We start from the raw sequence: 20,014 nt of genomic DNA, 5'->3' as shown, positions 1-20,014 counted from the left end.
ATAGCTATCGTCGAGCCATCTTTTCACTCACCCCCGACGAGGCTTCACCATGCTCCTTACCACCCCGCTCCAGCTGTACCGCATGCCCATCTCGGGCCATTGCCATCGTGTGGAGCTGATGCTGTCCTTGCTCGGCCTGCCCTATGAACTGCTCGATGTGAACCTGCTGCGCGGCGAACACCAGCGCGCGGAGTTCCTCGCGCTCAACCCGCTGGGCCAGGTGCCCGTGCTGGTAGACGCGGGCCAGGTGCTGAGCGACAGCAACGGCATCCTGGTGTACCTGGTGCAGCGCTACGCCCCCGGCAGTGCCTGGCTGCCACAAGACGCCGTGGGGCAGGCGCAGTTGCAGCGCTGGTTCAGCCTAGCGGCGGGCTTTCTGGCGCCGGGCATTGGGGGGCCGCGCTTTGCGACGTTGACCGGCCGCGCCGTGAACGAGGTGGCGCAGGCCACCGGCAAGCGCCTGCTGGTCTTCATGGAGGGCGAACTGCAAGGGCGTGCCTGGTTGCTCGGGGGCACCGCGCCCAGCCTGGCCGATGTGGCCATGGTCAGCTACACCTCGCAGGCCCACCTGGCCGGGCTGCCGCTGGATGCCTACCCGCACATTGCGGCCTGGGTGGCGCGCATGCAGGCCTTGCCGGGCTACCCGGTGCTGGCCGACCAGCTGCCCACTGCCGAGCAGGTGGCGGCATGACAGCCACCGTGGCCGCTGCATCGGTGGCGGCGCCGGTGCCGCCCGAGGCCTTCCACCGCGGTGAGCAGGCCCTGCAGGCGCGCGTGGGTGTGCGCGAGCGCATGGCGGCCGTGGGTGCGATGGTGCTGCGCGACCACATGCCCGACCAGCACCGTGAGCTGTTTGAAAAGCTGCCTACCTTGCTACTGGGGACGTTGGATGAACAAGGCCAGCCGTGGGCAACGATGCTTGCCGGACCGCCCGGGTTTGTGCACACCCCCGATGCGCAGCGCGTGCAGATCGCGACCGCGCCGGATTCCCAGGACCCGGTGCTCACACACGTGGCGCCAGGCGGGGCCGTGGGCGTGCTGGGGCTGGAGCCGCACACGCGGCGGCGCAACCGCATGAACGGGCGGGTGGCAGCGTTTGGCGATAGCGGCCTGGACGTGCAGGTGGTGCAGAGCTTTGGCAACTGCCCCAAATACATCCAGGCGCGGCAGCCAGGCCTGCGCGCTGCGCTGGCCGCTCCGGGCCCGGTGCAGTGGCTGGGCGCCGGACTGGACGCCGCCGCCATCGCGCGCGTGCAGCGTGCCGACACCCTGTTCATCGCCAGTGCCTCGGCGCCACGCCCTGGTGCCGGGCACAGCGAAGGCGTGGATGTATCGCACCGAGGCGGCGAGGCAGGCTTTGTGCAGGTGGCGCACACGGGGGCCGGCGTGGTGCTGAGCCTGCCGGACTACCCCGGCAACCAGTTCTTCAACACCCTGGGCAACCTGGCATTGCACCCGCTGGCAGGCTTGCTGGTGGTGGACTATGACGAGGGTGGCTTGCTGCACATTGCAGCGCAGGCCGAGGTGCTGTGGGACAGCGCAGCGCGTGCGCCCTGGCCCGGTGCGCAGCGCGTGCTGCGCCTCACAGTGCTGCGCGCCCTGTGGCGCCCGAGGGTGCTGCCGTGGCGCTGGACACCGCCGGTATCGGCGCCCCAGTTCCGGGTGATGCGTGAGGCAGCCTTGGGGTGAATGGTGCCTCTGAGGTGGGTTGCGAACGCAGTGGTGGCACCGCGATGCGCCTGCGCGGCACGGTGGCCTCGGCCTCCACCATCTTCGCGCTGCGCTCGTGTGCTGTCTGCGCCAGCTCGGTGATGAGCGCGGCTTCGGGCAGGTTGTGCCAGTAGCGCGTGGGCATCTCCTTTTTCATCATGGCCAGCTTGAGCCGCGCGGGGTTGAAGATGTGGCGGTAGTAGGTGAGCCACAGCGCCTCGCCCGCATCGGGCGGTGGTGCGTCGCTGCGCTGCGCGCCCGGGCCGGTGTGCAGCTGTTGGCCGTCCCAGCGCACGCTAGCGTCGGGTGTGAGGATGGCCCAGCGCATCTGCGTGAAGCGGCGGATGAAGAAGCCCGCGTTGGCCACGGTGATGTAGTGGTCGGGCTCGAACCAGGCCATGTGCAGGGTCTCGCCACCCGGCTCCACCACGGGCCGAAAGCGCACAAAGGCGTGCATCTTGTGTTTGTCGCGCGCCACGGCGCGGACCATGTGGTGGGCCAATATGCGGTCGGCGTCCAGCGGGTCGTGCCGCGCGGCGTCGGCTTCGCTGCCGCCTTGTGCCATGCGCCACAGCAGGTGGTACATCAGCGCAAAGCGGGCGGGGTCGCGGTGCAGGATGAGCTGCTCGCACAGGTGCACAAAGTCGGGCGGCACGCGCAGCGTGGGCGCATCTGGCGCCGGGCTGGGCAGGGTGTTGCTAGCGGCGGGTTCGGGCGCGAACAGGTCTTCAGCGGCATCCGCCGGGCAGCGCCAGTCCACCGCCTGCGGGGGCACGTTGGCTTGCACCAGGGCGCGTGCGGCGGTGCGAAAGCCGGGCCAGTCGGTGGCGTGGTCCAGCGTGATGGTGTGGCGCTGCATGCGGGTCGCTCCAGCTCAGAACAGGCTGCGCTGCACCGGCGGCGGCGCCAGCTGCGCGGCGAGGTCGGCAGCGTCCAGCGCACGGCCGGGGCGGTAGTCGGCCGCCTCCACAAAGGGCAGCACTTTCTTGAGCGGCACGTGCAGCCGCGCCAGGTCCGCATGCCGCAGGCGGCGCACGCGGCGGGCGGCCAGCAGGCGGTCCACCGTCTGCACGCCAAAGCCCGGCACGCGCAGCAGCAGTTCGCGCGGGGCGGTGTTGAGGTTGACCGGAAAACGCTCGCGGTGCGCCAGCGCCCAGGCCAGCTTGGGGTCCATGTCCAGCGCCAGCATGCCCTGCTGAGATGTCGGCACGATCTCGTCGTGGGTGAAACCGTAAAAGCGCATCAGCCAGTCGGCCTGGTACAACCGGTGCTCGCGCACCGTGGGCGGCGCGGCCAGCGGCAGGGCGCGGGCCGCGTCGGGTATGGGGCTGAAGGCCGAGTAGTACACGCGCCGCAGCCGGTGCACGCCATACAGCCGCGCGCTGGTGGCGAGGATGATGCGGTCGCTGGTCGCATCCGCCCCCACGATCATCTGCGTGCTCTGCCCGCCGGGCGCAAAGTGCGGCACGCTGGCGCGGCGCGTGGTGCGCGATTGCGGCATGGACACGATGGCCTGCGCGGCCTGCTCCTTGCGCGCAGCGCGCGCCTGCCCAATGTGCACGGCCATGCGGGCCATGGATCGGTCGATGGCGGCGCTGTCTTTTTCTGGCGCCAGGGCCGTGAGGCCTTCGGCCGTGGGCAGTTCGATGTTGATGGACAGCCGGTCCGCATAGCGGCCTGCGCGCTCCATCAGCTCCGGCGCTGCATCGGGAATGGTCTTCAGATGGATGTAGCCGCGAAAGTCGTGCTCCTCGCGCAGCACGCGGGCCACCTCCACCACCTGCTCCATGGTGTAGTCGGGGCTCTGGATGATGCCGCTGGAGAGGAACAGCCCTTCGATGCAATTGCGGCGGTAAAAATCCAGCGTGAGCCGCACCACCTCATCGACCGTGAAGCGCGCGCGGGGCACGTTGCTGGTCACGCGGTTCACGCAGTACAGGCAGTCGTACTGGCAGAAGTTGGTGAGCAGAATCTTGAGCAGCGAGATACAGCGGCCATCTGGCGCATAGCTGTGGCAGATGCCCATGCCTTCCGTGGAGCCCATGCCGCGCCCGCCCACGGAGTTGCGCGGCGCAGCGCCGCTCGACGCACACGAAGCGTCGTACTTGGCGGCGTCGGCCAGGATGGCGAGTTTGGACTGTAAATTCACTGGATGAATTTACAGTATTTCGGATGCCTGACACCATCCTGGGGAGAATTGGGGAGAATTGGGGAGAATTGGGGAGAGTTGGATACTCCTGAATTAATAGCTGCTTGCGCTTTATGGATGAGCGCTAGCAGCCAAAAATGCTTGAAATCGACGAGGTCAGACCGTTACCAGTGCCATGACTGCGGTCGCCGTGTTCGAGATTGGGATGTGGTAGTTGCTGTGCACCCGCCGCACGCCCGCGCTGGCGGTGGCGAGCGCCCCGCGCATGGCCAGCCACATCAGCAGCTCCACGCCCTGGGTGCCGGTCTTTTCCACCAGCTCGTGCACGCTGAACTGCGTGGCCCATTCGGGGTTGGTGGTCAGGCTCTCGATGAACTGCAGGTCAAACGCCTTGTTGATAAAGCCCGCGCGCTCGCCGTCGAGCTGGTGGCTGAGGCCGCCCGACGCAATCACCGCCACTTTCTTGTCGCTGTCCCAGCTCTGGATGGCCTGGCCCACGGCCTTGCCCAGCGCGTAGCAGCGCTTGGCCGAGGGCAGCGGAAACTGCACGGTGTTGATGCACACCGGCACCACCGACACCGGGCAATCGCCCTCGGGCCAGAAGAGCTTGAGCGGCAGTGTGCAGGCGTGGTCCACCAGCATCTCCTGGCAGGTGGTCACGTCAAACTCCTGGTCGATCAGCGTGTTGATGAGGTGCCACGACAAGTCCACCTCGCCCGGAAAGGGCGGCAGCGTGGGGATGCCCCAGCCTTCGTCGGCGTTGTTGTATTGCGCCGCCGCACCCACGGCAAAGGTCGGCATCTTGTCGAGGAAGAAGTTCAGGCCGTGGTCGTTGTAGAACATCACCACCACGTCAGGCTTCTTCTCGCCCAGCCACTGGCGGATGGGCGGAAAGCCGTCGAAGAAGGGCTTCCAGTAAGGATCGTTCTGCAGGCCCTTGTGAATGGCGTTGCCAATGGCCGGAATGTGCGAGGTGCCGAGGCCGCCGATGAGTTGTGCCATGGGTTTGTCTCCTTATTGGCCTGCGGCCACGAGCTTGGCCTTGAATTCGTCTTTGGTCATGCCCGTCTGCTGCGCGCCGATGTCCTGCATGTCCAGCTTGAAGATGCCCGCGAACTTGGCCAGGTAGTAGGCGTTGCCGCCCGCGGCAATCAGCTGCAACACGTTCTTGGCGCGGATGGCGGCGGCCTGCTGTTCGTTCAGGCCGTACTTCTTCATGTACGCCTCTTCGTCGGCCAGAAAGGCCTTGCGGTTGGTCTCGTCGTTGAACGAAAAGCACATCTTGTTCAGCGCATAGCCCTTGCGGGCCTGGTCGCCATCGAACGGCGTGGTGCCGGGGATCGGGGGCAGTGGGGAAGGCATGGAAGTCTCCGGGGCTTGATGTAAGTCAGCCCGCAGTGTCGCGACGCCATTGCCAAAGATGAAGCCTGAAAACATCATCGAATGCATGAGCAATTTCGATGGATCAGCGCTGGACGGACACCTGCTGAAGCTGCTGCTGGCCGTGCTGGAGACGGGCAGCATCACGGCGGCGGCTGATCGCCTGGGTGTCACCCAGTCGGCCGTGAGCCACCTGCTCGACAAGCTGCGCGCCATTACCGGCGACCCGCTGTTTGTGAAGCGCGGGCGCGGGATCGTGCCCACCGCCCGGGCCGAGGCCCTGGCCCAACCCGCGCGTGACATGCTGCACCAGATGCAGCTGTTTGCCCAAGGGGCCGAGTTTGACCCGAGCGCCTGGCAGACCGAGCTGACCATCGCCGCCAATGACTTCCAGCGCGACCTGCTTTTGCCCGCGCTGGCCGCGCGCCTGCGCACTGCCGCACCGGGCGTCACGCTGCGCATCGTGCCCAGCGGCGCGCCCAGTGCCGAGCTGCTGCGGTCTGACGCGTGCCAACTGGTCATCAGCCCCCGTCCGCCCGAGGGCACCGACATCGTGCAGAAGCGTCTGTTTGAAGACCAATACCGCGTGTTCTATGACCCGGCCGTGCGCAGCGCTCCGGCCTCAGAGGCGGAGTACCTGGCGGCGGACCACGCCACGGTGGCTTACGAGGCGCACCGGGGGCTGGAACTGGACCGGCAACTGGAAGCACGTGGCGTGCGCCGCCGCTTGGTGGTGCGCGTACCGGGCTTTGCCGCGCTGCCCGCGTTTGTGCGGGGCACCTCGCTGCTCACTACAGCGCCGTCGCTGATGGGGCGCACCGCGTTGGCCGCGCTGGCGGGTGTGCCGGTGCCCGTGGCCTGCCCCAGTTTGCCCATGTACCTGATCTGGCATGTGCGCTACCAGCAAGACGCGGCACACCGCTGGCTGCGGGCGCAGCTGCAAGATGTCTTGGCCGCTGTGTTGCCTGTGGAAGGAGCCTGACCCGCAGGGTCAGTCGCGCTGCCGTGACAGCGCCTTGCGCAGCCGCCGCGCCGCCCGTTCCCGCAACGAAGGCGCGGGGCGCAGCACCGGCCGTGGGTGGGCCTTGGCCTGTTCGCACGCCGCCAGAAAGTCATTCAGGATGGCCGTGTCGTCCAGCGTGTCTGAACCCTGCTTGTGGAACTCCGGGTGCCATTGCGTGGCGGCGATGTAGCCGCGCCCTGGCGCGGGCTTGAGGCGAATCGCCTCGGGCACGCCGTCGGGCTCGCTCAGGGCCTCGACCACAAACTCGGGCGCCACGCGTTTGATGCCCTGGTGGTGGATGCTGTTGACCCGCGCGCGCGGCATGTTGGGGTACAGCTTGGCCAGGTGCGAGTCGGGAAGGATCTGGATGTCGTGGAAATGCTGGTCGTAGGTGCTGGCGTTGCGGTGCTGCTGCGCACCGGGGTGCTGGGTCTCGATGTCCTGGTACAGCGCGCCGCCAAAGGCCACGTTGATGAGCTGCAGGCCCCGGCATACGCCAAAGATGGGCTTGCCCACCTGGGCAAAGGCTTTCACCACGGCCAGGTCGTACAGGTCGCGCACGCGGTCGCCCACCCACTCTTCGCGCAGGGGCTCCTCGCCATAGTTGCCCGGCCACACGTCGGCGCCACCGTGCATCACGATGCCGTCCAGCCATTCGGCGTAGTGGTCCAGCGTCACGTCACCGCGTGCCGTCTCGCCCGTGGGGCAGGGCACCATCACCACCATGGCACCGGCCGACATGAGCCAGTGGGCGATGGACTGCTCGACGTACTGCAACGTCTTGCCGGTGAACAACGGGCGGGCGGGGTCGGCGTGTTGAAAGCAGGCGGACAGGCCAATCTTGAGGCGGGGGGCGGCGGGCATGGGTGGTGGGCTCCAGGGAACACGCGCGGGGCGTGTGATCAATGCAATCTTGGGTTACCAATTTGTAGCACCGCCCCCGCGCCACGTCTGTAGGAAGGGGCCGTGCAGGGCTGCGCGAGGCCTGCCGCCGGTAAAGCAGTGCTACGAAATGTGGCTTTCTTCATGAAAATGCAACCGTGCGGTGTCTCGCAAGAGGCCGGTTGGGGCGGTGGGCTGGCCATAATTTCTGCTCGCCGGGCGCCAGGGAGGCTGCGCCAGGTGGTGCCCCTCCAGCCTTCCCCGAAAGCCCACGACATGTCCCACAAGAAGCATTGCCTGCCCGCGCTCACGGCGCTGGCCACGTTGACCGCCCTGGCCTGGCCGCTGCTGGCCCAGGCCGCTGTGCCCGCAGGTGCTGCCGCCGAGATCGTCAGCCTGCAGGGCACGGGCGACCAGCGTGCCGCAGCTGCAGCCGACTGGCAGCCCGCTAGCCCGGCCCAGGCCCTCGCCACGGGCGATTTCGTGCGCACCCGGCAAGCCGCGCGGATGGCCCTGCTGTTTGCCGACGACACCCAGCTGCGCCTGCACCAGAACACGGTGCTGCAGGTCAAGGGCGTGGCCACACCCGCCCAGCCGGTGACCACGCTGCTGCTCAACGCGGGCAGGGCCTGGACGCAGACGCGCCGCGCCGATGGCTCCCGGCTGAACCTGGAGACCCCGGCGGCCACGGCGGCGATCCGGGGCACCGACTGGGACATCAGCGTGGAAGACGACGGCCGCACCTTGCTGACCGTGCTGTCGGGCACGGTGGAGTTCTCCAATGCCCAGGGGCAGGTGTCGGTGGGCGCCAACGAGGCTGCCTATGCCGAGGTGGGCAAGGCCCCGGTCAAGCTGGTGCTGAGCCAGCCGCGCGACCGCATCCAATGGGTGAACGCCCTGCGCGCCGACCCGCTGCCGCACCTTTCTGCTGAACCCGTGCCCGAAGCGCTGGCCCCCGTGCGCACCGCGCTGGTGGCCCGCGATGTACCCGCCGCGCGCGCCGCGCTGGCACAGGCGAAAGCAAACAGCGACGCCCCCGCACCTTGGGTGGCCGTGATGGAAACCGCCATCGCGCTGCAGGCGGGCGATGTCCTCACTGCACGCGAACAGCTGGCCCGCCAGGCGGCCAGACCGGCCGCCCCATTGCCGGTCTGGCTCATGCAGTCGGACGTGTTGCTCATGGAAGGCGACGCAGCCGCTGCGGCCACCACGCTGCGCACCGCCCTGCAGCGCTGGCCCGCGCACCCGGCCCTGGTGGCCCAGCTGGCCCGGGTGCAACTGCTGAGCGACCGCGTGGACGAGGCCACCGCCACGCTGGCCCCGGCACAGGGCACGGCGCATGCAGAGCTTGCGATGGTGCGGGCTGAATTGGCCCGCCGCCGGGGAGATGCCCCCGGCACGCTGAGTGCATACACCGAGGCCACGCAGCTGGCGCCGCAAGACGCCCGGGGCTGGCAGGGCCTGGGCAGTGCCCACACCGAACGCGAAGACGCCCGCCCCGCCCGCGCCAATCTGCAGCAGGCGCTGGCGCTGTCGCCCCATAGTCCCGGCGCCTGGGGCGAGCTGGGCACGCTGGAAACCTTCACCAACCAGTTCACCGAGGCGGGCCAAGCCTTTGCCACCGCTTTAGGCGACAACCCGGCGGACTACGTGGCACTCACCGGCCAGGGACTGCTGCACCTCAAGCAGGGCGACCCTCAGGCCGCGCTGGATGCCTTTTTGCGCGCGGGTGTGATGGAGCCCCGCTACGCCCGCGCCAAGACCTGGACGGCCGTGGCGTACTACCAGCTCGGCCGCCACCAGGACGCACTGGCCACGCTGCGCCAGGCCAGCAGCCTGGACGACAAGGACCCCGTGCCCTACATGCTGCTGGCACAGATCCACACCGACCTGTTCCAGCCTGGCGAAGCGGTGGAGGCTGCGCGCGCAGCGGTGCAACGCATGCCCTACCTCAAGTCGCTCAACCAGGTCGCCAACGACCAGAAAGGCAGCGCCAACCTGGGTGCCTCCATGGCCTTCTTTGGCATGGAAGACTGGGCGCTGGAACTGGCGCAACAGAGCTTCTATCCCTACTGGGGCGGCAGCCACCTGTTCCTGGCGGACCGGTATGCGGGAGAGTTCAACAAGAACTCGGCGCTGTTCCAGGGTTTTCTCACGGACCCGATGGCGTTTGGTGCGAGCCAGCGCTATTCGTCGCTGCTGCAGCAACCGGGGGCGCATGGGGCGGTGGGGGTGACGCTGGACAAAGAGGATGCGCGGTCGCGTGCCCCCGCCATCACGCTCAATGGCATGAACAACAGCTATGTGCCCACTTCCTGGTTCTTCAAGGCGCAGTCGGTCAGCGTGAGCGAGCTGCCGTTTGATCTGCTGAACAACCAGGCCCCGGCGGTGCGGGGCGGTTATGGCGATTTGACCGGGCGCGCCGTGACTGCAGGTGTTGGCATGCAGCCCACGGAGCGCATCAATCTCTTTGCCTATGTGAACCAGTTCGAGGCCCGTATGCGGAGCCAGAACCTGTTTGAGACGTCCATTGACAACACGAACAGCCAAGGCGCTTTGGGCCTAGCGTACCGCTGGGGGCCGACGGAGCAGACATGGATCAAGCTGGGCCGCAGTGTGGAAAACAACGAGTATCTGCGTTACCCCACGGCGTATATTGACCCACCTTTGGTGACGGTGACGGGCTTCAGCACTGCACCACGCAAACAGTTGACCGATCTGCAATTGCGCCACACTGTGGACACGGCACCGGGCAGTCGTTGGAGCCTTTCGCTGGAGCACGTACGTGAGCGGCAGAACAATGTGTTGGCAGGCGAAACCGTGGTGGCGGCCGACATCCCCGGCGTGGGGCTTTACACGGACTATTTGATTGCGTTGGGCTACAACCGGATTGACCGGCGGTACACCGGCCTTACTCTGGCGACCACCCAGCAGCTGGACGCTGCGTTGAATCTGGATGCCGCACTGGGGATTCAACAGATTCGCCACCGCGTCGATGGCCTCACCAGATACTACTTGGCGAACCTTGATGTACTTACCGAAGAAGCTGCTGGCCGCGCAGAAATGGAGCGCGTCGTCACCCCCCGCGTAGGCATGGTGTGGCAACCCGCCGCAGGCACCACCGTGCGCATGGCCTACCAGGACTGGCTGCGGCCACTCAGCGTTTCCACCCTTACCAGCGTGGAAACGGCAGGCATTCCCGTGGAAGACCGGCTGGTGGAAGCTGGTGGCCGCCACAAGCGCACCGTGGCGCAACTGGGCATGGAACTGGGAGCCAATACGTTCCTGAGCCTGCGTGCAGACCATCTGCGTGTGCGCAACCCCGGTACCGTGGGCGTAGACCTGCGCACCCCGCGTGCAGACCATCTGCGTGTGCGCAACCCCGGTACCGTGTGGGCGTAGACCTGCGCACCCCCAGCCTGCCGTTCCTGGAAGAAATGCGCAACGTCCAGCTGGTCAACCTCTCCACCACCGATCTGCTGGAAGACACGCCCAGCTTCGACGCTGGCACCCTCAAGACACTGGGTGCCGGTGTCAACCACATGTTCAACCGGCGCTGGTCGGGCTACGCCAAGTACCTCTACCAGGGAAGCGAAAGCCATATCTACGACACGGAGGGGCCGGCAGGGCGCATCCCCTACATTCCGCGCCACACCGCGGTGCTGGGCGCCACCTGGGTCAGCCCGCAGCGGTTTTATGTCAGCGGCCGAGCGGTGTACCGGTCGGAGCGTTTTGAAGACAAGGAAAACCTCACGCGCATGGCACCCGGCTGGGGCCTGGACCTGATGGGTTTCTGGGAATCGCAGGACAAACACTGGGTGGTGGGCGTGGCCGCATTGAACCTGTGGGCGCCGAAGTCGGACCGCAGAAAGACCCGGTATGTTCTGGACGCGCGCTACCGCTTCTGATTCCGCATCACCAGCGGTCCGGCGCCAGCAACAGATCTACGCGCTGGCAGCCTGCGCGCTGGCGCTGCTGCTGGTGGGGGCGGCCACGTTCAGCCGCACCTGGCACGCGCTGGAGTTCAAGACCTTCGACGTGCTCACGGCCTGGACTGCGCCGCAGCGCACGGCGCTGCCCGTGGTGATCCTGGCGATCGACGAACCCACGTTTCAAGAGCTGCAACACACCTGGCCCTTCCCGCGCAGCGTGCATGCAGCGCTTTTGCAGCGTTTGCACGACGAGGGTGCCGCCGCCGTGGGCCTGGACATTGTGTTCGCCGACCCATCAACCGAAGCCGAAGATGCCGCACTGGCGCAGGCCATCGCAGAGACCGGCCCCGTGGTGCTGGCCGCCACCCGTGAAAAGATCGACAGCAGCAACGCTGCGCTGTGGCTGGACGTGATGCCACTGCAGCGGTTTCTGGACGCTGGAGCCGATGCGGGCGATGCCGGGGTGGAGCCCGACGATGACTTTGTGGTGCGCCGTGTGCCCGTGGCGCGCGAGGGTTTTGCCCTGCGGCTGGCCCAGCGCGCGGCCGAGGCGCGCGGCAAGCTGCCGGTGCTGCGCCACTTCGACTGGATCGGCTACCGGGGCCCGCGCGGCACGTTTGACACGCGCTCTTACTACCAGGCGCTGGAGCCGGGCCTGCTGCCAGCGGGCTTCTTCAAGAACAAGATCGTGCTGGTGGGGCGCTCGGCGCGCACCGCGACCGAGTTGTCGCGGTCGCAGGCCGACCTGTTCAATTCACCGTTTGGCACCGCAGGGGGCGAGCGCCTGTTTCCCGGTGTGGAACTGCAGGCTACGCTGGTGGACAACTACCTCACCGGCGGCGGGCTGCGCAGCGTGCCCGAAGGCTGGACGCTGGCCCTCGTGGCGCTGCTGGTCCCCTTGCTGCTATGGGGCAACCGCAGGCTGCACCCGGCGGGCGCCGCAGCGCTGGCGGCGGCGCTGGTGGCGGCGATAGCGGGGGCCTCATGGTGGCTGTTCGGGCGTTTTCAGCTGTGGTGGCCGCCCTTGCTGCCTGCTGCGGCGGCAGTGGCGGTCTACGGTGCAGCGGCGCTGGCGGGTTATGCCTTTGTGCGCCGGCGCGCGCGCCAGACGCGGGCGATGTTTGCGCAGTATGTGCCGCCCGCCGTGGTCTCGCGCCTCATTGCGCAGCCCGAGCTGATGCGCCTGGGCGGAGAGGCGCGCGAGGTCACGCTCATGTTCACCGACCTGGCCAACTTCACCACGCTATCGGAGCAGCTGAGTGCCGAGCAGACGGTGGAAGTGCTCACCGCGTATTTCAACGCCATGACGCCCATCGTGCACGCCACGGGTGGCACGGTGGACAAGTTCATCGGCGACGCGGTGATGGCCTTTTGGGGGGCGCCGCTCGACGACCCGCAGCACGCCGAGCACGCGGTGACTGCGGCCATCTCCATGCAGCAGGCCATGCAGGTGCTGGTGGCCGACCTGCGTGCGCGGGGCCTGCCGCCCATCCACATGCGCATTGGCCTGCACACGGGGCGGGTGGTGGTGGGCAACGTGGGGTCGGAGCAGCGCTTTTCGTACACCGCGATTGGCGATGCGGTGAACCTGGCCGCACGGCTGGAGGGCGCCAACAAGGCCTTTGGCACTGGCATCCTGCTCTCTGCCGCCACCGCCGCGCAGCTGCCTTCCTCGGTGGCTCTGCGCGCGCTCGATGATGTGGTCGTGAAGGGAAAAACCGAGCCCGTGCGTGTGTTCACACCGTGTGACGATGTCGCTGTGCGGGATGCCAGCCTGGCCGCGCTCAGTGCCTTCCACGCGCGCGATTGGGATGGCGCCAGCGGCTATCTGGCGCAGGTGCTGGCACGCGTGCCTGGGGATGCGGCGGCGCTGCGCCTGCAGCAGTGCGTGGCAGAGGCTCGCGCCTTGCCCGTTGGCAGCGACTGGTCGCCCGCCGTGGCGCTGGACAAGTTGTGAGGATGTTTTGACATGTGTTTACCGGGGTCAAGGCCTGCGGTGCCATCATGGACCCCTGAGCAACGTCATCTGAAAGGAACTCTGATGCAAGTACAAGTCAACACCGACGACCACATCCACGGCGGCGAGTCGCTCGCGCAGTGGATCACGGACGAGTCCAAGAGCCGCCTCACGCGCTTTCAGGACCACATCACGCGGCTGGAGGTGTTTCTGTCAGATCTGGATGCGGGCAAGTCCGGCGCCAATGACAAACGCTGCCGCATCGAGGCCCGCGTGACCGGCCGCCAGCCCGTCACTGTGACCGACGAAGCCGACAAGATGGCCAACGCCTTCATCGGCGCTGTGGACAAACTGGCCCGCGCGCTCGACACCGACCTGGGCCGCGTCAAAGACCGGCACGGCCGCGACACGATCCGCACGGCCGTGGAAGAGTGAGTTTTGAGTGAAATTGGCTGCTAGCGCTTGATGGATAAGCGCTAGCAGCTATCAATTCAGGAGTTTTCAGCCAAACCCTCGCGAGCCCCACGCGGGGGACGCCGCCGCAGGCGACTCAGGGGGTGTTCAACTTCACAAATCCAACACGAGCAGCTTGCTGTGCGCGCGCGAGCAGCAGGGCATGAACTGCTCGTTGGCTGCCTTTTCTTCGTCCGTCAGGTACATGTCGCGGTGGTCCACCTCGCCCTCCAGCACGCGCGTGAGGCAGGTGCCACACACGCCCTGCTCGCACGAGGTCAGGATGTCGATGCCCTCCTTGCGCAGGGCTTCCACCACCGACACCTCGGGCGCAATCGCGTAGACCTTGCCCGTGCTGGCAATGCGCACGTCAAAGCCCTGATCGCCCGAGGTGTCCTGCGCAGGGGCGCCAAAGTATTCGAGGTGGATGTGGTCCTGCGCCCAGCCAAGGGCCTTGGCACTGTTCACCACATGGTCGATGAAGCCTGCCGGTCCACATACATACAGGCGCTTGTCGGGCCCGGGCGCGGCCAGCACGGCGGCAATGTCCAGCTTCTGTTCGGCCGGGCCCGCATCGAAATGGAAATGCACACGCGGTGCCATGGCCGATGCGGCAATTTCGGCAGCAAACGCCGTGCGTTCGGCAGAGCGTGTGCAGTAGTGCAGCGCAAAGTCGGCGCCCGTGCGCGCCAGCCGGTCGGCCATGCACAGCAGCGGCGTGACGCCAATGCCACCGGCCAGCAGCACCGTGCGCTGCGCGGGGTGCAGCGCAAAGTGGTTGCGGGGTGTGCTGATGGTGATCACATCGCCCTGGTGCACGCTGTCGTGCATGGCGACCGAGCCGCCACGCGACGCCGGATCGCGCAGCACGGCAATGCGGTAGCGGTGCGATTCGTGCGAGGCGTTGCACAGCGAATACTGCCGCGTCAAACCTCCGGGCAGATGCACATCGATGTGCGAGCCCGCGCTGAACGGGGGCAGCGGGGCGCCGTCCACGCGCGCCAACTCGAAGCTGGCAATGCCTTCGGCCTCGGCCTGCTTTTTGACGACGCGGACCTGGATCGTTTCCTGCGCGGTCATGCGGCCACCGCCTGGGGTGCAGCGGCGGCCTGCTCGGCCGCGATGATGCGGTCCAGGATCTTGCGCGACTGCACCCCGCCTGCGTCGATGTTCAGCATGAGCAGCTTGCGGTCGGGGTAGCGCAGCAGGTTTTGCTGCTGCTGCTCCAGCATGTCCTGGTCTTCGGCAAAGATGTTGCCCTGGCCCTCGCGGATCTGCGTGGTGAGCGAGGGGTCTTGCGGCTTGAAGTTGCGCGCCATGCCCCAGAAGTAGTGGATCGAAGTCTCGGTCTCGGGCGTGATGAAGTCCACCACGATGCTCGATGCCTTCTTGTCCGCCGGGGCGTCATAGCCGCCGTTGCCCGCCAGCGCCACGCCCACCTCGATCAGCACATGGCTGGGCGGTGTGAAGTGGCAGATCTGCCAGCGGTCCACCGGCTGGTCGTCGGGCAGGCCGTTCATGCGCAGCGCCATCTTCCAGAACGGAGGGGCTTCAATGCCTTCCATGAAGCGGCTGGTGATGACCTCGTCACCCTCCACGCGGGTCTTGCAGGGCACCTCGTCGATTTCCTTCTGGCCGATGCTGGTGGAATGCACATAGGTCTCGTGCGTCAGGTCCATCAGGTTGTCGATCATCAGGCGGTAGTCGCAGGCGATGTGGTACAGCCCGCCGCCATAGGCCCATTCGGGGTTGTTGGCCCAGGGCAGGTGGTGGATGGTGGCGGGGTCGGCCTGCGCCGCGTCACCGGGCCACACCCAGATGAAGCCGTAGCGCTCCACCACCGGAAAGCTGCGCGCCTTGGGAAACCCTTGCACGCGCTGGCCGGGCATGGAGACCGACTTGCCCGTGCATTCCACCCTGAGGCCGTGGTAGCCGCATTGCAGGTGGCCTTCACACACCGTGCCCAGCGACAGGGGTGCGCCACGGTGGGGGCAGAAGTCGTCCAGCGCGGCGACCTGGTCGGGCGCGGGGCGGTAGAAGACGATCTTCTCGCCGCAGATGGTGCGGCCCAGGGGCTTGTCGGCAAGCTCGTGAGGGGTGCAGGCTACGTACCAGGCGTTTTTGGGAAACATGCTTGTCTCTCTCCGTGGGGTGGTGGGATGTTGTTGGCCTGGCCCGCAGGCCGCCTTCAGCGCTTTGGTGTTGTGAAGCGGATTGTGCAAAAAAGGCCGTTCGATGTATACATTCAATCGCTGAAAATCAGCTATCGCGAATGGGAATATCGCATATGTCATTGTTTTTGAAGGTATTTTCAGAAATTCCTAGTTGAGTTTGTTCTTGTTTGTATACATTAATGGGCTGTCGGGCTGGCCCGAACCTTGGTTTCATGGTTTTTTCTGATCACCACTCCACACACTCCACATGAACCTCTCTGAGCCCCTCCTGGCGGATTCCGCCCCGGGCGACGCTGCCGAAGGTGGCGCTTCGCAGTCGGTGAAGGCGCAGCTGCGCCTGCGTGAAATGATCCTGGCGGGCGAGTTGCCGGGCGGCGCGCGCATTGCCGAACTGGCCATCGTCGAGAAGCTGGGGGTGTCGCGCACGCCCATCCGCGCGGCGCTCATGCGGCTGGAGCAGGAGGGCCTGCTGCAGCTGCTGCCCGGGGGCGGGTACGCCGTGCGCACCTTTTCCGAAACCGATGTGGCCGACGCCATCGCGCTGCGCGGCACGCTGGAGGGGTTGGCCGCGCGCCTGGCGGCCGAGCGCGGGGTGGATGCTGCCGTGCTGGCCGACGCCCATGCCTGCCTGGATGCCATCGACACCACCTTGGCCCCTTCCACGCTGGACGACGTGGGTTTCTCGCGCTATGTGGAGCTGAATGCACGTTTTCACCTGCTGCTGGGCCGCATGGTGGGCAGCGATGTGGTGGCGCGGGAGCTGGAGCGGGTCAAGGGCTTGCCGTTTGCGTCGCCCTCGGCCTTTGTGATGGTGCAGACCCATTCGCCGCAGGCGCGCGATTTGCTGGTGGTGGCCCAAGACCAGCATCGCCAGCTGCTGGACGCCATTGAGCACCACGAGGGCGCACGGGCCGAGGCGATCATGCGCGAGCATTCGCGCCTCGCGCAGCGCAACCTGCGTGCAGCCTTATCGGGCCAGGCCGGTGGGCAGGTGCATGCCGACATGCCCGCCCTCACGCTCATCCGGCGGGGGTGACGGACAACCCACAAAGCGCGAGGGTTGCAGGGTCTGCGGGTTTCACCGGTTTCATAACGTTACGGCATAGCTGAAAGTCCGTCATAGAACTGGCATGTGGATGCGACTGCATGCACAGTGGGGGCGGGACAGTGTCCCTCTCCATGCCGCAGGTTCTCTGCGGCCCTGGGGTGTGGCCTCGCAGATGTGCAGATAAATCGAGACCGGAGACAAAAATGAACTTCTTCAAGCGACGCGCCGCATTGACGGCCCTGGGGGCGGCGGCCCTGGCAACGGTGGCTGGCAGTGCCATGGCGCAGACTGTGACCTTGCGGCTGCACCAGATGCTCCCACCCCAGGCCACCATCCCGGCCAAGGCCCTGGTGCCCTGGGCCCAGAAGGTCGAGGCCGACTCGGGCGGCAAGATCAAGGTGCAACTGTTCCACGCCATGCAACTGGGCGGCGCGCCGCCACAGCTGTTTGACCAAGCGCGCGATGGCGTGGTGGACTTCACCTGGACGGTGCTGGGCTACACCCCCGGCCGTTTCCCCAAGACCGAAGTGTTCGAGCTGCCCTTCATGAGCGGCAGCGCTGAAGCGTCTTCGCGCGCCATCCAGGAATACGTCGAGAAGTTCGCCGCCGACGAGTTCAAGGACGTCAAGCTCATCGCCGTGCACACGCATGGCCCCGGCCTGTTCCATACCAAGGCGCCGGTCACCGGCCTGGAAAGCCTGCGCGGCATGAAGGTGCGTGGGGGCTCGCGCATCATCAACAACATGCTCACCAAGCTGGGCGCCACGCCTGTGGGCATGCCCGTTCCCGCTGTGACCGAGGCCCTGTCCAAAGGCGTGATTGACGGCACCACCATCCCCTGGGAGGTGACGCCCTCGCTGAAGGTGACCGAGCTGGTGCGCAACCACACGACCTTTGCTGGCAAGGAAGGCCTGTACACGCAGACTTTTGCGTTCTCGATGAACAAGGCCAGCTATGACAAGCTGCCACCCGATCTCAAGGCTGTGATCGACAAGAACTCCGGCATTGAGGCCGCTGCCATGTTCGGTCGTGCCATGGACGAGGGCGACAAGGTGGGCCGCCAGATTGCCGAGCGCGCCAAGAACAACATCGTGGCTCTGGATGTGGCCGAGACGCAGCGCTGGCGCCGCACGGCCGCTGCGGTGGAGACGGACTGGGTCGCCGAGTCCAAATCCAAGGGCTTTGATGGCGCCAAGCTCGCTGCTGAAGCCCGCGCACTGATTGCCAAGCACAGCAAGTAAGCCGGTGGCTCGGCGGGCCGGCCCTGGTTGCGAAAGGTGGCCTGCCCTGGCTGCCTGCTTGTTGCTTTGTCTCTACGGCGCCAAGGGCGCTGCTGGCGCGGCTGTGTGTGCCGCCCCTTTTCTGGACCTCTGCAGGAACAACTCCGCATGATTGCATTTATCTACCGGCTGTCCCGTTGGGCCGCCATCGTGGGCGGCATCGTGCTGGTCGCGCTCACCCTCATGATCGTGGCCAGCATCACGGGCCGGGCGCTGATCGGCCTGGGCCTGGGGCCGGTGCCGGGCGATTTTGAACTGGTGGAGATGGGCACGGGTGTTGCCGTGCTGTTCTTTCTGCCCTGGACGTATCTCAAGGGCGGCCATGCCACGGTGGACCTGCTGTACACGCACCTGCCCGCCTGGGCAAAGCGTGCGGTGCTGCTGGTCAGCGACCTGCTGATGCTGGCGGTCTGGCTGCTGATGACCTGGAAGCTCTACGAAGGCATGGTCGAGAAGAAGCAATACATGGAAACCACCTTCATCCTGCAGATGCCCCTGTGGTGGGCCTATGCCGCCTGCCTGGTGGGCGCCGTCATCGGCTGCCTCGCCTACCTGGCGCGCACCGCTACGCTGTTGGGCATCGGCAAGGAGCCCGAAGGCTGGACCACCGAAGCGGGGGTGCACTGATGAGCGGCGTCGAACTCGCAGCCTGGTCGTTCCCGATCCTGCTGTTGCTCATCTTTGTGCGCATCCCCATTGGCCTGGCCATGCTGGTCTGCGGCCTGGTGGGTGCGTGGCTGATCTACGGCACCACGGCGCCGGTGCTCAACCAGCTCAAGCAGGTCACCTTCAGCACGTTCTCCAGCTACTCGCTGTCGGTCATTCCGCTGTTTCTGCTCATGGGCCAGTTTGCGGCGCTGGGTGGCTTGTCGCAGGCGCTGTTCAAAGCGGCGGAGGCGTGGATTGGCCACCGCAAGGGCGGCGTGGCCATGGCGGCCGTGGGCGCCTGCGCGGGTTTTGGTGCCATCTGCGGCTCATCGCTGGCCACGGCGGCCACCATGGGTCAGGTGGCGCTGCCTGAGCTGAAGAAGGCAGGCTACGCAGGCGGCATCTCTACTGCCACGCTGGCGGCGGGGGGGACGCTGGGCATTCTGATACCGCCTTCGGTGGTGCTGGTGATCTACGCCATCCTGACCGAGCAGAACATTGCCAAGCTCTTCCTGGCCGCTTTTGTGCCCGGCATCATGGCGGCCATCGGCTATGTCATCGTGATCGCACTCTACGCCCGGTGGCGGCCCCAGGAGATGGGCACCGTGCCCCCGATGCCCATGGCGGAGCGCTGGAAAGCCACTGCCAAGGTCTGGCCGGTGCTGCTGATCTTCATTGCCGTGGTGGGCGGCATCTACCTCGGATTCTTCACACCCACCGAAGGCGCTGCCGTGGGGGCCTTTGGCACGGGCGTGGCAGCCTGGCTATCGGGTGGGCTGAACCGCAAGACTCTGGTCGGCGCCGTGATGGGCACAGCCGTGTCCACGGGCATGATCTTCATGATCGTGCTGGGCGCGGGTGTCTACAACACCTTCCTGGCGCTGTCGCAACTGCCCCAGGAGGCCGCGCAGATGGTGGCCGGGTCGGGCCTGAGCCCGATGGTGGTGCTGGTCGCCATCCTGGTTATCTATGTGGTGCTGGGGTGTTTCATGGATTCGTTGTCCATGATCCTGCTGACCATCCCTGTGTTCTTCCCCATCGTCACTGCGCTGGACTTTGGCCTCACTCCCGAAGAGTTCGCGATCTGGTTCGGCATTCTGGTGCTCATCGTGGTTGAGGTGGGCCTCATCACGCCGCCCGTGGGCATGAACCTGTTTGTGATCAACAGCATGGCCAAAGACGTCCCCATCATGGCCACTTACCGCGCCATCCTGCCGTTTGTCGCCAGTGACTTCATACGCACCGCGATCCTGGTGGCGTTCCCGAGCATCGTGATCTTCGTTTTGAGGTTTTAAATGAAGCCCCCCCTGAGCCGCTTCGCAGCTTCCCCCTCAAGGGGGACGCCGCCAGCGCGGCGGGGCGGCCCTTGCGCGGCGGCCGCTGGCGTGGCCGCGTCAG

General features: G+C 66.5%; 18 protein-coding genes. 11 read left to right on the top strand and 7 right to left on the bottom strand.

Annotated elements, in window-relative coordinates:
• Positions 1–49: 49 nt before the first annotated feature.
• The gene (locus EXV95_RS14975; RefSeq protein ID WP_176887451.1) at positions 50–691 is read left to right on the top strand and encodes a glutathione S-transferase family protein; all 642 of its coding nucleotides are present in this window, start codon (positions 50–52) and stop codon (positions 689–691) included.
• Positions 688–1,689: a pyridoxamine 5'-phosphate oxidase family protein gene (locus EXV95_RS14970; protein WP_176887450.1), complete on the top strand. Its 1,002-nt coding sequence runs from the start codon at positions 688–690 to the stop codon at positions 1,687–1,689. The genes EXV95_RS14975 and EXV95_RS14970 overlap by 4 nt, the downstream gene beginning before the upstream one ends.
• On the opposite strand, the gene EXV95_RS14965 is transcribed toward EXV95_RS14970, so the two are convergent.
• The 4 genes from EXV95_RS14965 to EXV95_RS14950 form a co-directional block, all read right to left on the bottom strand.
• Positions 1,583–2,569, bottom strand: a complete 987-nt coding sequence (locus EXV95_RS14965) for a TIGR03915 family putative DNA repair protein (RefSeq protein ID WP_255484750.1) — start codon at positions 2,567–2,569, stop codon at positions 1,583–1,585. The genes EXV95_RS14970 and EXV95_RS14965 overlap by 107 nt on opposite strands.
• Positions 2,570–2,584: 15 nt before the next feature.
• A complete protein-coding gene (locus EXV95_RS14960) occupies positions 2,585–3,859 on the bottom strand; it encodes a putative DNA modification/repair radical SAM protein (RefSeq protein ID WP_176887449.1) in 1,275 nt (424 codons plus the stop codon).
• A gap of 156 nt (positions 3,860–4,015) precedes the next feature.
• Positions 4,016–4,861: a class III extradiol dioxygenase family protein gene (locus EXV95_RS14955; protein ID WP_176887448.1), complete on the bottom strand. Its 846-nt coding sequence runs from the start codon at positions 4,859–4,861 to the stop codon at positions 4,016–4,018.
• Positions 4,862–4,873: 12 nt separating this feature from the next.
• Positions 4,874–5,221, bottom strand: a complete 348-nt coding sequence (locus EXV95_RS14950) for a protocatechuate 4,5-dioxygenase subunit alpha (RefSeq protein ID WP_176887447.1) — start codon at positions 5,219–5,221, stop codon at positions 4,874–4,876.
• Between the two features lie 58 nt (positions 5,222–5,279).
• Here EXV95_RS14950 and EXV95_RS14945 point away from each other — a divergent pair, with 58 nt between their 5' ends.
• Complete coding sequence (locus EXV95_RS14945) at positions 5,280–6,221, top strand: LysR family transcriptional regulator (RefSeq protein WP_176887446.1); 942 nt, start codon at positions 5,280–5,282, stop codon at positions 6,219–6,221.
• Between the two features lie 9 nt (positions 6,222–6,230).
• On the opposite strand, the gene EXV95_RS14940 is transcribed toward EXV95_RS14945, so the two are convergent.
• Positions 6,231–7,106, bottom strand: coding sequence for a gamma-glutamyl-gamma-aminobutyrate hydrolase family protein (locus tag EXV95_RS14940; protein ID WP_176887445.1), 876 nt, complete (start codon positions 7,104–7,106; stop codon positions 6,231–6,233).
• A gap of 294 nt (positions 7,107–7,400) precedes the next feature.
• Here EXV95_RS14940 and EXV95_RS14935 point away from each other — a divergent pair, with 294 nt between their 5' ends.
• The 4 genes from EXV95_RS14935 to EXV95_RS14925 all read left to right on the top strand — a co-directional run bounded on the left by EXV95_RS14935 (position 7,401) and on the right by EXV95_RS14925 (position 13,448).
• Complete coding sequence (locus tag EXV95_RS14935; RefSeq protein WP_255484749.1) at positions 7,401–10,526, top strand: tetratricopeptide repeat protein; 3,126 nt, start codon at positions 7,401–7,403, stop codon at positions 10,524–10,526.
• Positions 10,517–11,032 carry a TonB-dependent receptor domain-containing protein gene (locus EXV95_RS24965; RefSeq protein WP_255484748.1) on the top strand — a complete coding sequence of 172 codons (516 nt, stop codon included), beginning with the start codon at positions 10,517–10,519 and terminating at the stop codon, positions 11,030–11,032. Before EXV95_RS14935 ends, EXV95_RS24965 begins: the two co-directional genes overlap by 10 nt.
• The gene (locus EXV95_RS14930; protein WP_176887444.1) at positions 11,004–13,013 is read left to right on the top strand and encodes an adenylate/guanylate cyclase domain-containing protein; all 2,010 of its coding nucleotides are present in this window, start codon (positions 11,004–11,006) and stop codon (positions 13,011–13,013) included. The genes EXV95_RS24965 and EXV95_RS14930 overlap by 29 nt, the downstream gene beginning before the upstream one ends.
• A gap of 84 nt (positions 13,014–13,097) precedes the next feature.
• Entirely contained in the window at positions 13,098–13,448 is a 351-nt protein-coding gene (locus EXV95_RS14925; protein ID WP_055398493.1) for an HPF/RaiA family ribosome-associated protein, read from the top strand.
• A gap of 132 nt (positions 13,449–13,580) precedes the next feature.
• Here EXV95_RS14925 and EXV95_RS14920 read toward each other — a convergent pair whose 3' ends face one another.
• Together EXV95_RS14920 and EXV95_RS14915 are read right to left on the bottom strand one after the other, a co-directional pair.
• Positions 13,581–14,546, bottom strand: a complete 966-nt coding sequence (locus tag EXV95_RS14920; protein WP_176887443.1) for a PDR/VanB family oxidoreductase — start codon at positions 14,544–14,546, stop codon at positions 13,581–13,583.
• Positions 14,543–15,598: an aromatic ring-hydroxylating dioxygenase subunit alpha gene (locus tag EXV95_RS14915; RefSeq protein WP_176887442.1), complete on the bottom strand. Its 1,056-nt coding sequence runs from the start codon at positions 15,596–15,598 to the stop codon at positions 14,543–14,545. Before EXV95_RS14915 ends, EXV95_RS14920 begins: the two co-directional genes overlap by 4 nt.
• Before the next feature lie 289 nt (positions 15,599–15,887).
• Here EXV95_RS14915 and EXV95_RS14910 point away from each other — a divergent pair, with 289 nt between their 5' ends.
• The 4 genes from EXV95_RS14910 to EXV95_RS14895 all read left to right on the top strand — a co-directional run bounded on the left by EXV95_RS14910 (position 15,888) and on the right by EXV95_RS14895 (position 19,911).
• On the top strand, positions 15,888–16,676 hold the full coding sequence (locus EXV95_RS14910; protein ID WP_055398490.1) for a GntR family transcriptional regulator: 789 nt from the start codon (positions 15,888–15,890) through the stop codon (positions 16,674–16,676).
• A 215-nt stretch (positions 16,677–16,891) separates the two neighbouring features.
• A complete protein-coding gene (locus tag EXV95_RS14905) occupies positions 16,892–17,929 on the top strand; it encodes a TRAP transporter substrate-binding protein (RefSeq protein WP_176887441.1) in 1,038 nt (345 codons plus the stop codon).
• A 147-nt stretch (positions 17,930–18,076) separates the two neighbouring features.
• Entirely contained in the window at positions 18,077–18,595 is a 519-nt protein-coding gene (locus EXV95_RS14900) for a TRAP transporter small permease (protein ID WP_176887440.1), read from the top strand.
• A complete protein-coding gene (locus EXV95_RS14895) occupies positions 18,595–19,911 on the top strand; it encodes a TRAP transporter large permease (protein WP_176887439.1) in 1,317 nt (438 codons plus the stop codon). The genes EXV95_RS14900 and EXV95_RS14895 overlap by 1 nt, the downstream gene beginning before the upstream one ends.
• Positions 19,912–20,014: the final 103 nt, after the last annotated feature.

Origin of the sequence: Acidovorax sp. JMULE5 (assembly GCF_013376875.1) — a bacterium.
In the GTDB taxonomy this organism is placed as follows: domain Bacteria; phylum Pseudomonadota; class Gammaproteobacteria; order Burkholderiales; family Burkholderiaceae_C; genus Acidovorax; species Acidovorax facilis.
The sequence above is the reverse complement of the archived record's forward strand: the minus strand, read 5'-3'. Positions and strand labels throughout refer to the sequence as shown.

What these genes read in the sequence shown, in the direction of transcription:
- EXV95_RS14895 (WP_176887439.1), top strand. Translation starts at nt 18,595, where the DNA reads ATGAGCGGCGTCGAACTCGCAGCCTGGTCGTTCCCGATCCTGCTGTTG.
- EXV95_RS14910 (WP_055398490.1), top strand. Translation starts at nt 15,888, where the DNA reads ATGAACCTCTCTGAGCCCCTCCTGGCGGATTCCGCCCCGGGCGACGCT.
- EXV95_RS14935 (WP_255484749.1), top strand. Translation starts at nt 7,401, where the DNA reads ATGTCCCACAAGAAGCATTGCCTGCCCGCGCTCACGGCGCTGGCCACG.
- EXV95_RS14920 (WP_176887443.1), bottom strand. Translation starts at nt 14,546, where the DNA reads ATGACCGCGCAGGAAACGATCCAGGTCCGCGTCGTCAAAAAGCAGGCC.
- EXV95_RS14965 (WP_255484750.1), bottom strand. Translation starts at nt 2,569, where the DNA reads ATGCAGCGCCACACCATCACGCTGGACCACGCCACCGACTGGCCCGGC.
- EXV95_RS14940 (WP_176887445.1), bottom strand. Translation starts at nt 7,106, where the DNA reads ATGCCCGCCGCCCCCCGCCTCAAGATTGGCCTGTCCGCCTGCTTTCAA.
- EXV95_RS14900 (WP_176887440.1), top strand. Translation starts at nt 18,077, where the DNA reads ATGATTGCATTTATCTACCGGCTGTCCCGTTGGGCCGCCATCGTGGGC.
- EXV95_RS14950 (WP_176887447.1), bottom strand. Translation starts at nt 5,221, where the DNA reads ATGCCTTCCCCACTGCCCCCGATCCCCGGCACCACGCCGTTCGATGGC.
- EXV95_RS14970 (WP_176887450.1), top strand. Translation starts at nt 688, where the DNA reads ATGACAGCCACCGTGGCCGCTGCATCGGTGGCGGCGCCGGTGCCGCCC.
- EXV95_RS14905 (WP_176887441.1), top strand. Translation starts at nt 16,892, where the DNA reads ATGAACTTCTTCAAGCGACGCGCCGCATTGACGGCCCTGGGGGCGGCG.
- EXV95_RS14930 (WP_176887444.1), top strand. Translation starts at nt 11,004, where the DNA reads ATGTTCTGGACGCGCGCTACCGCTTCTGATTCCGCATCACCAGCGGTC.
- EXV95_RS14955 (WP_176887448.1), bottom strand. Translation starts at nt 4,861, where the DNA reads ATGGCACAACTCATCGGCGGCCTCGGCACCTCGCACATTCCGGCCATT.
- EXV95_RS14945 (WP_176887446.1), top strand. Translation starts at nt 5,280, where the DNA reads ATGAAGCCTGAAAACATCATCGAATGCATGAGCAATTTCGATGGATCA.
- EXV95_RS14915 (WP_176887442.1), bottom strand. Translation starts at nt 15,598, where the DNA reads ATGTTTCCCAAAAACGCCTGGTACGTAGCCTGCACCCCTCACGAGCTT.
- EXV95_RS14975 (WP_176887451.1), top strand. Translation starts at nt 50, where the DNA reads ATGCTCCTTACCACCCCGCTCCAGCTGTACCGCATGCCCATCTCGGGC.
- EXV95_RS14925 (WP_055398493.1), top strand. Translation starts at nt 13,098, where the DNA reads ATGCAAGTACAAGTCAACACCGACGACCACATCCACGGCGGCGAGTCG.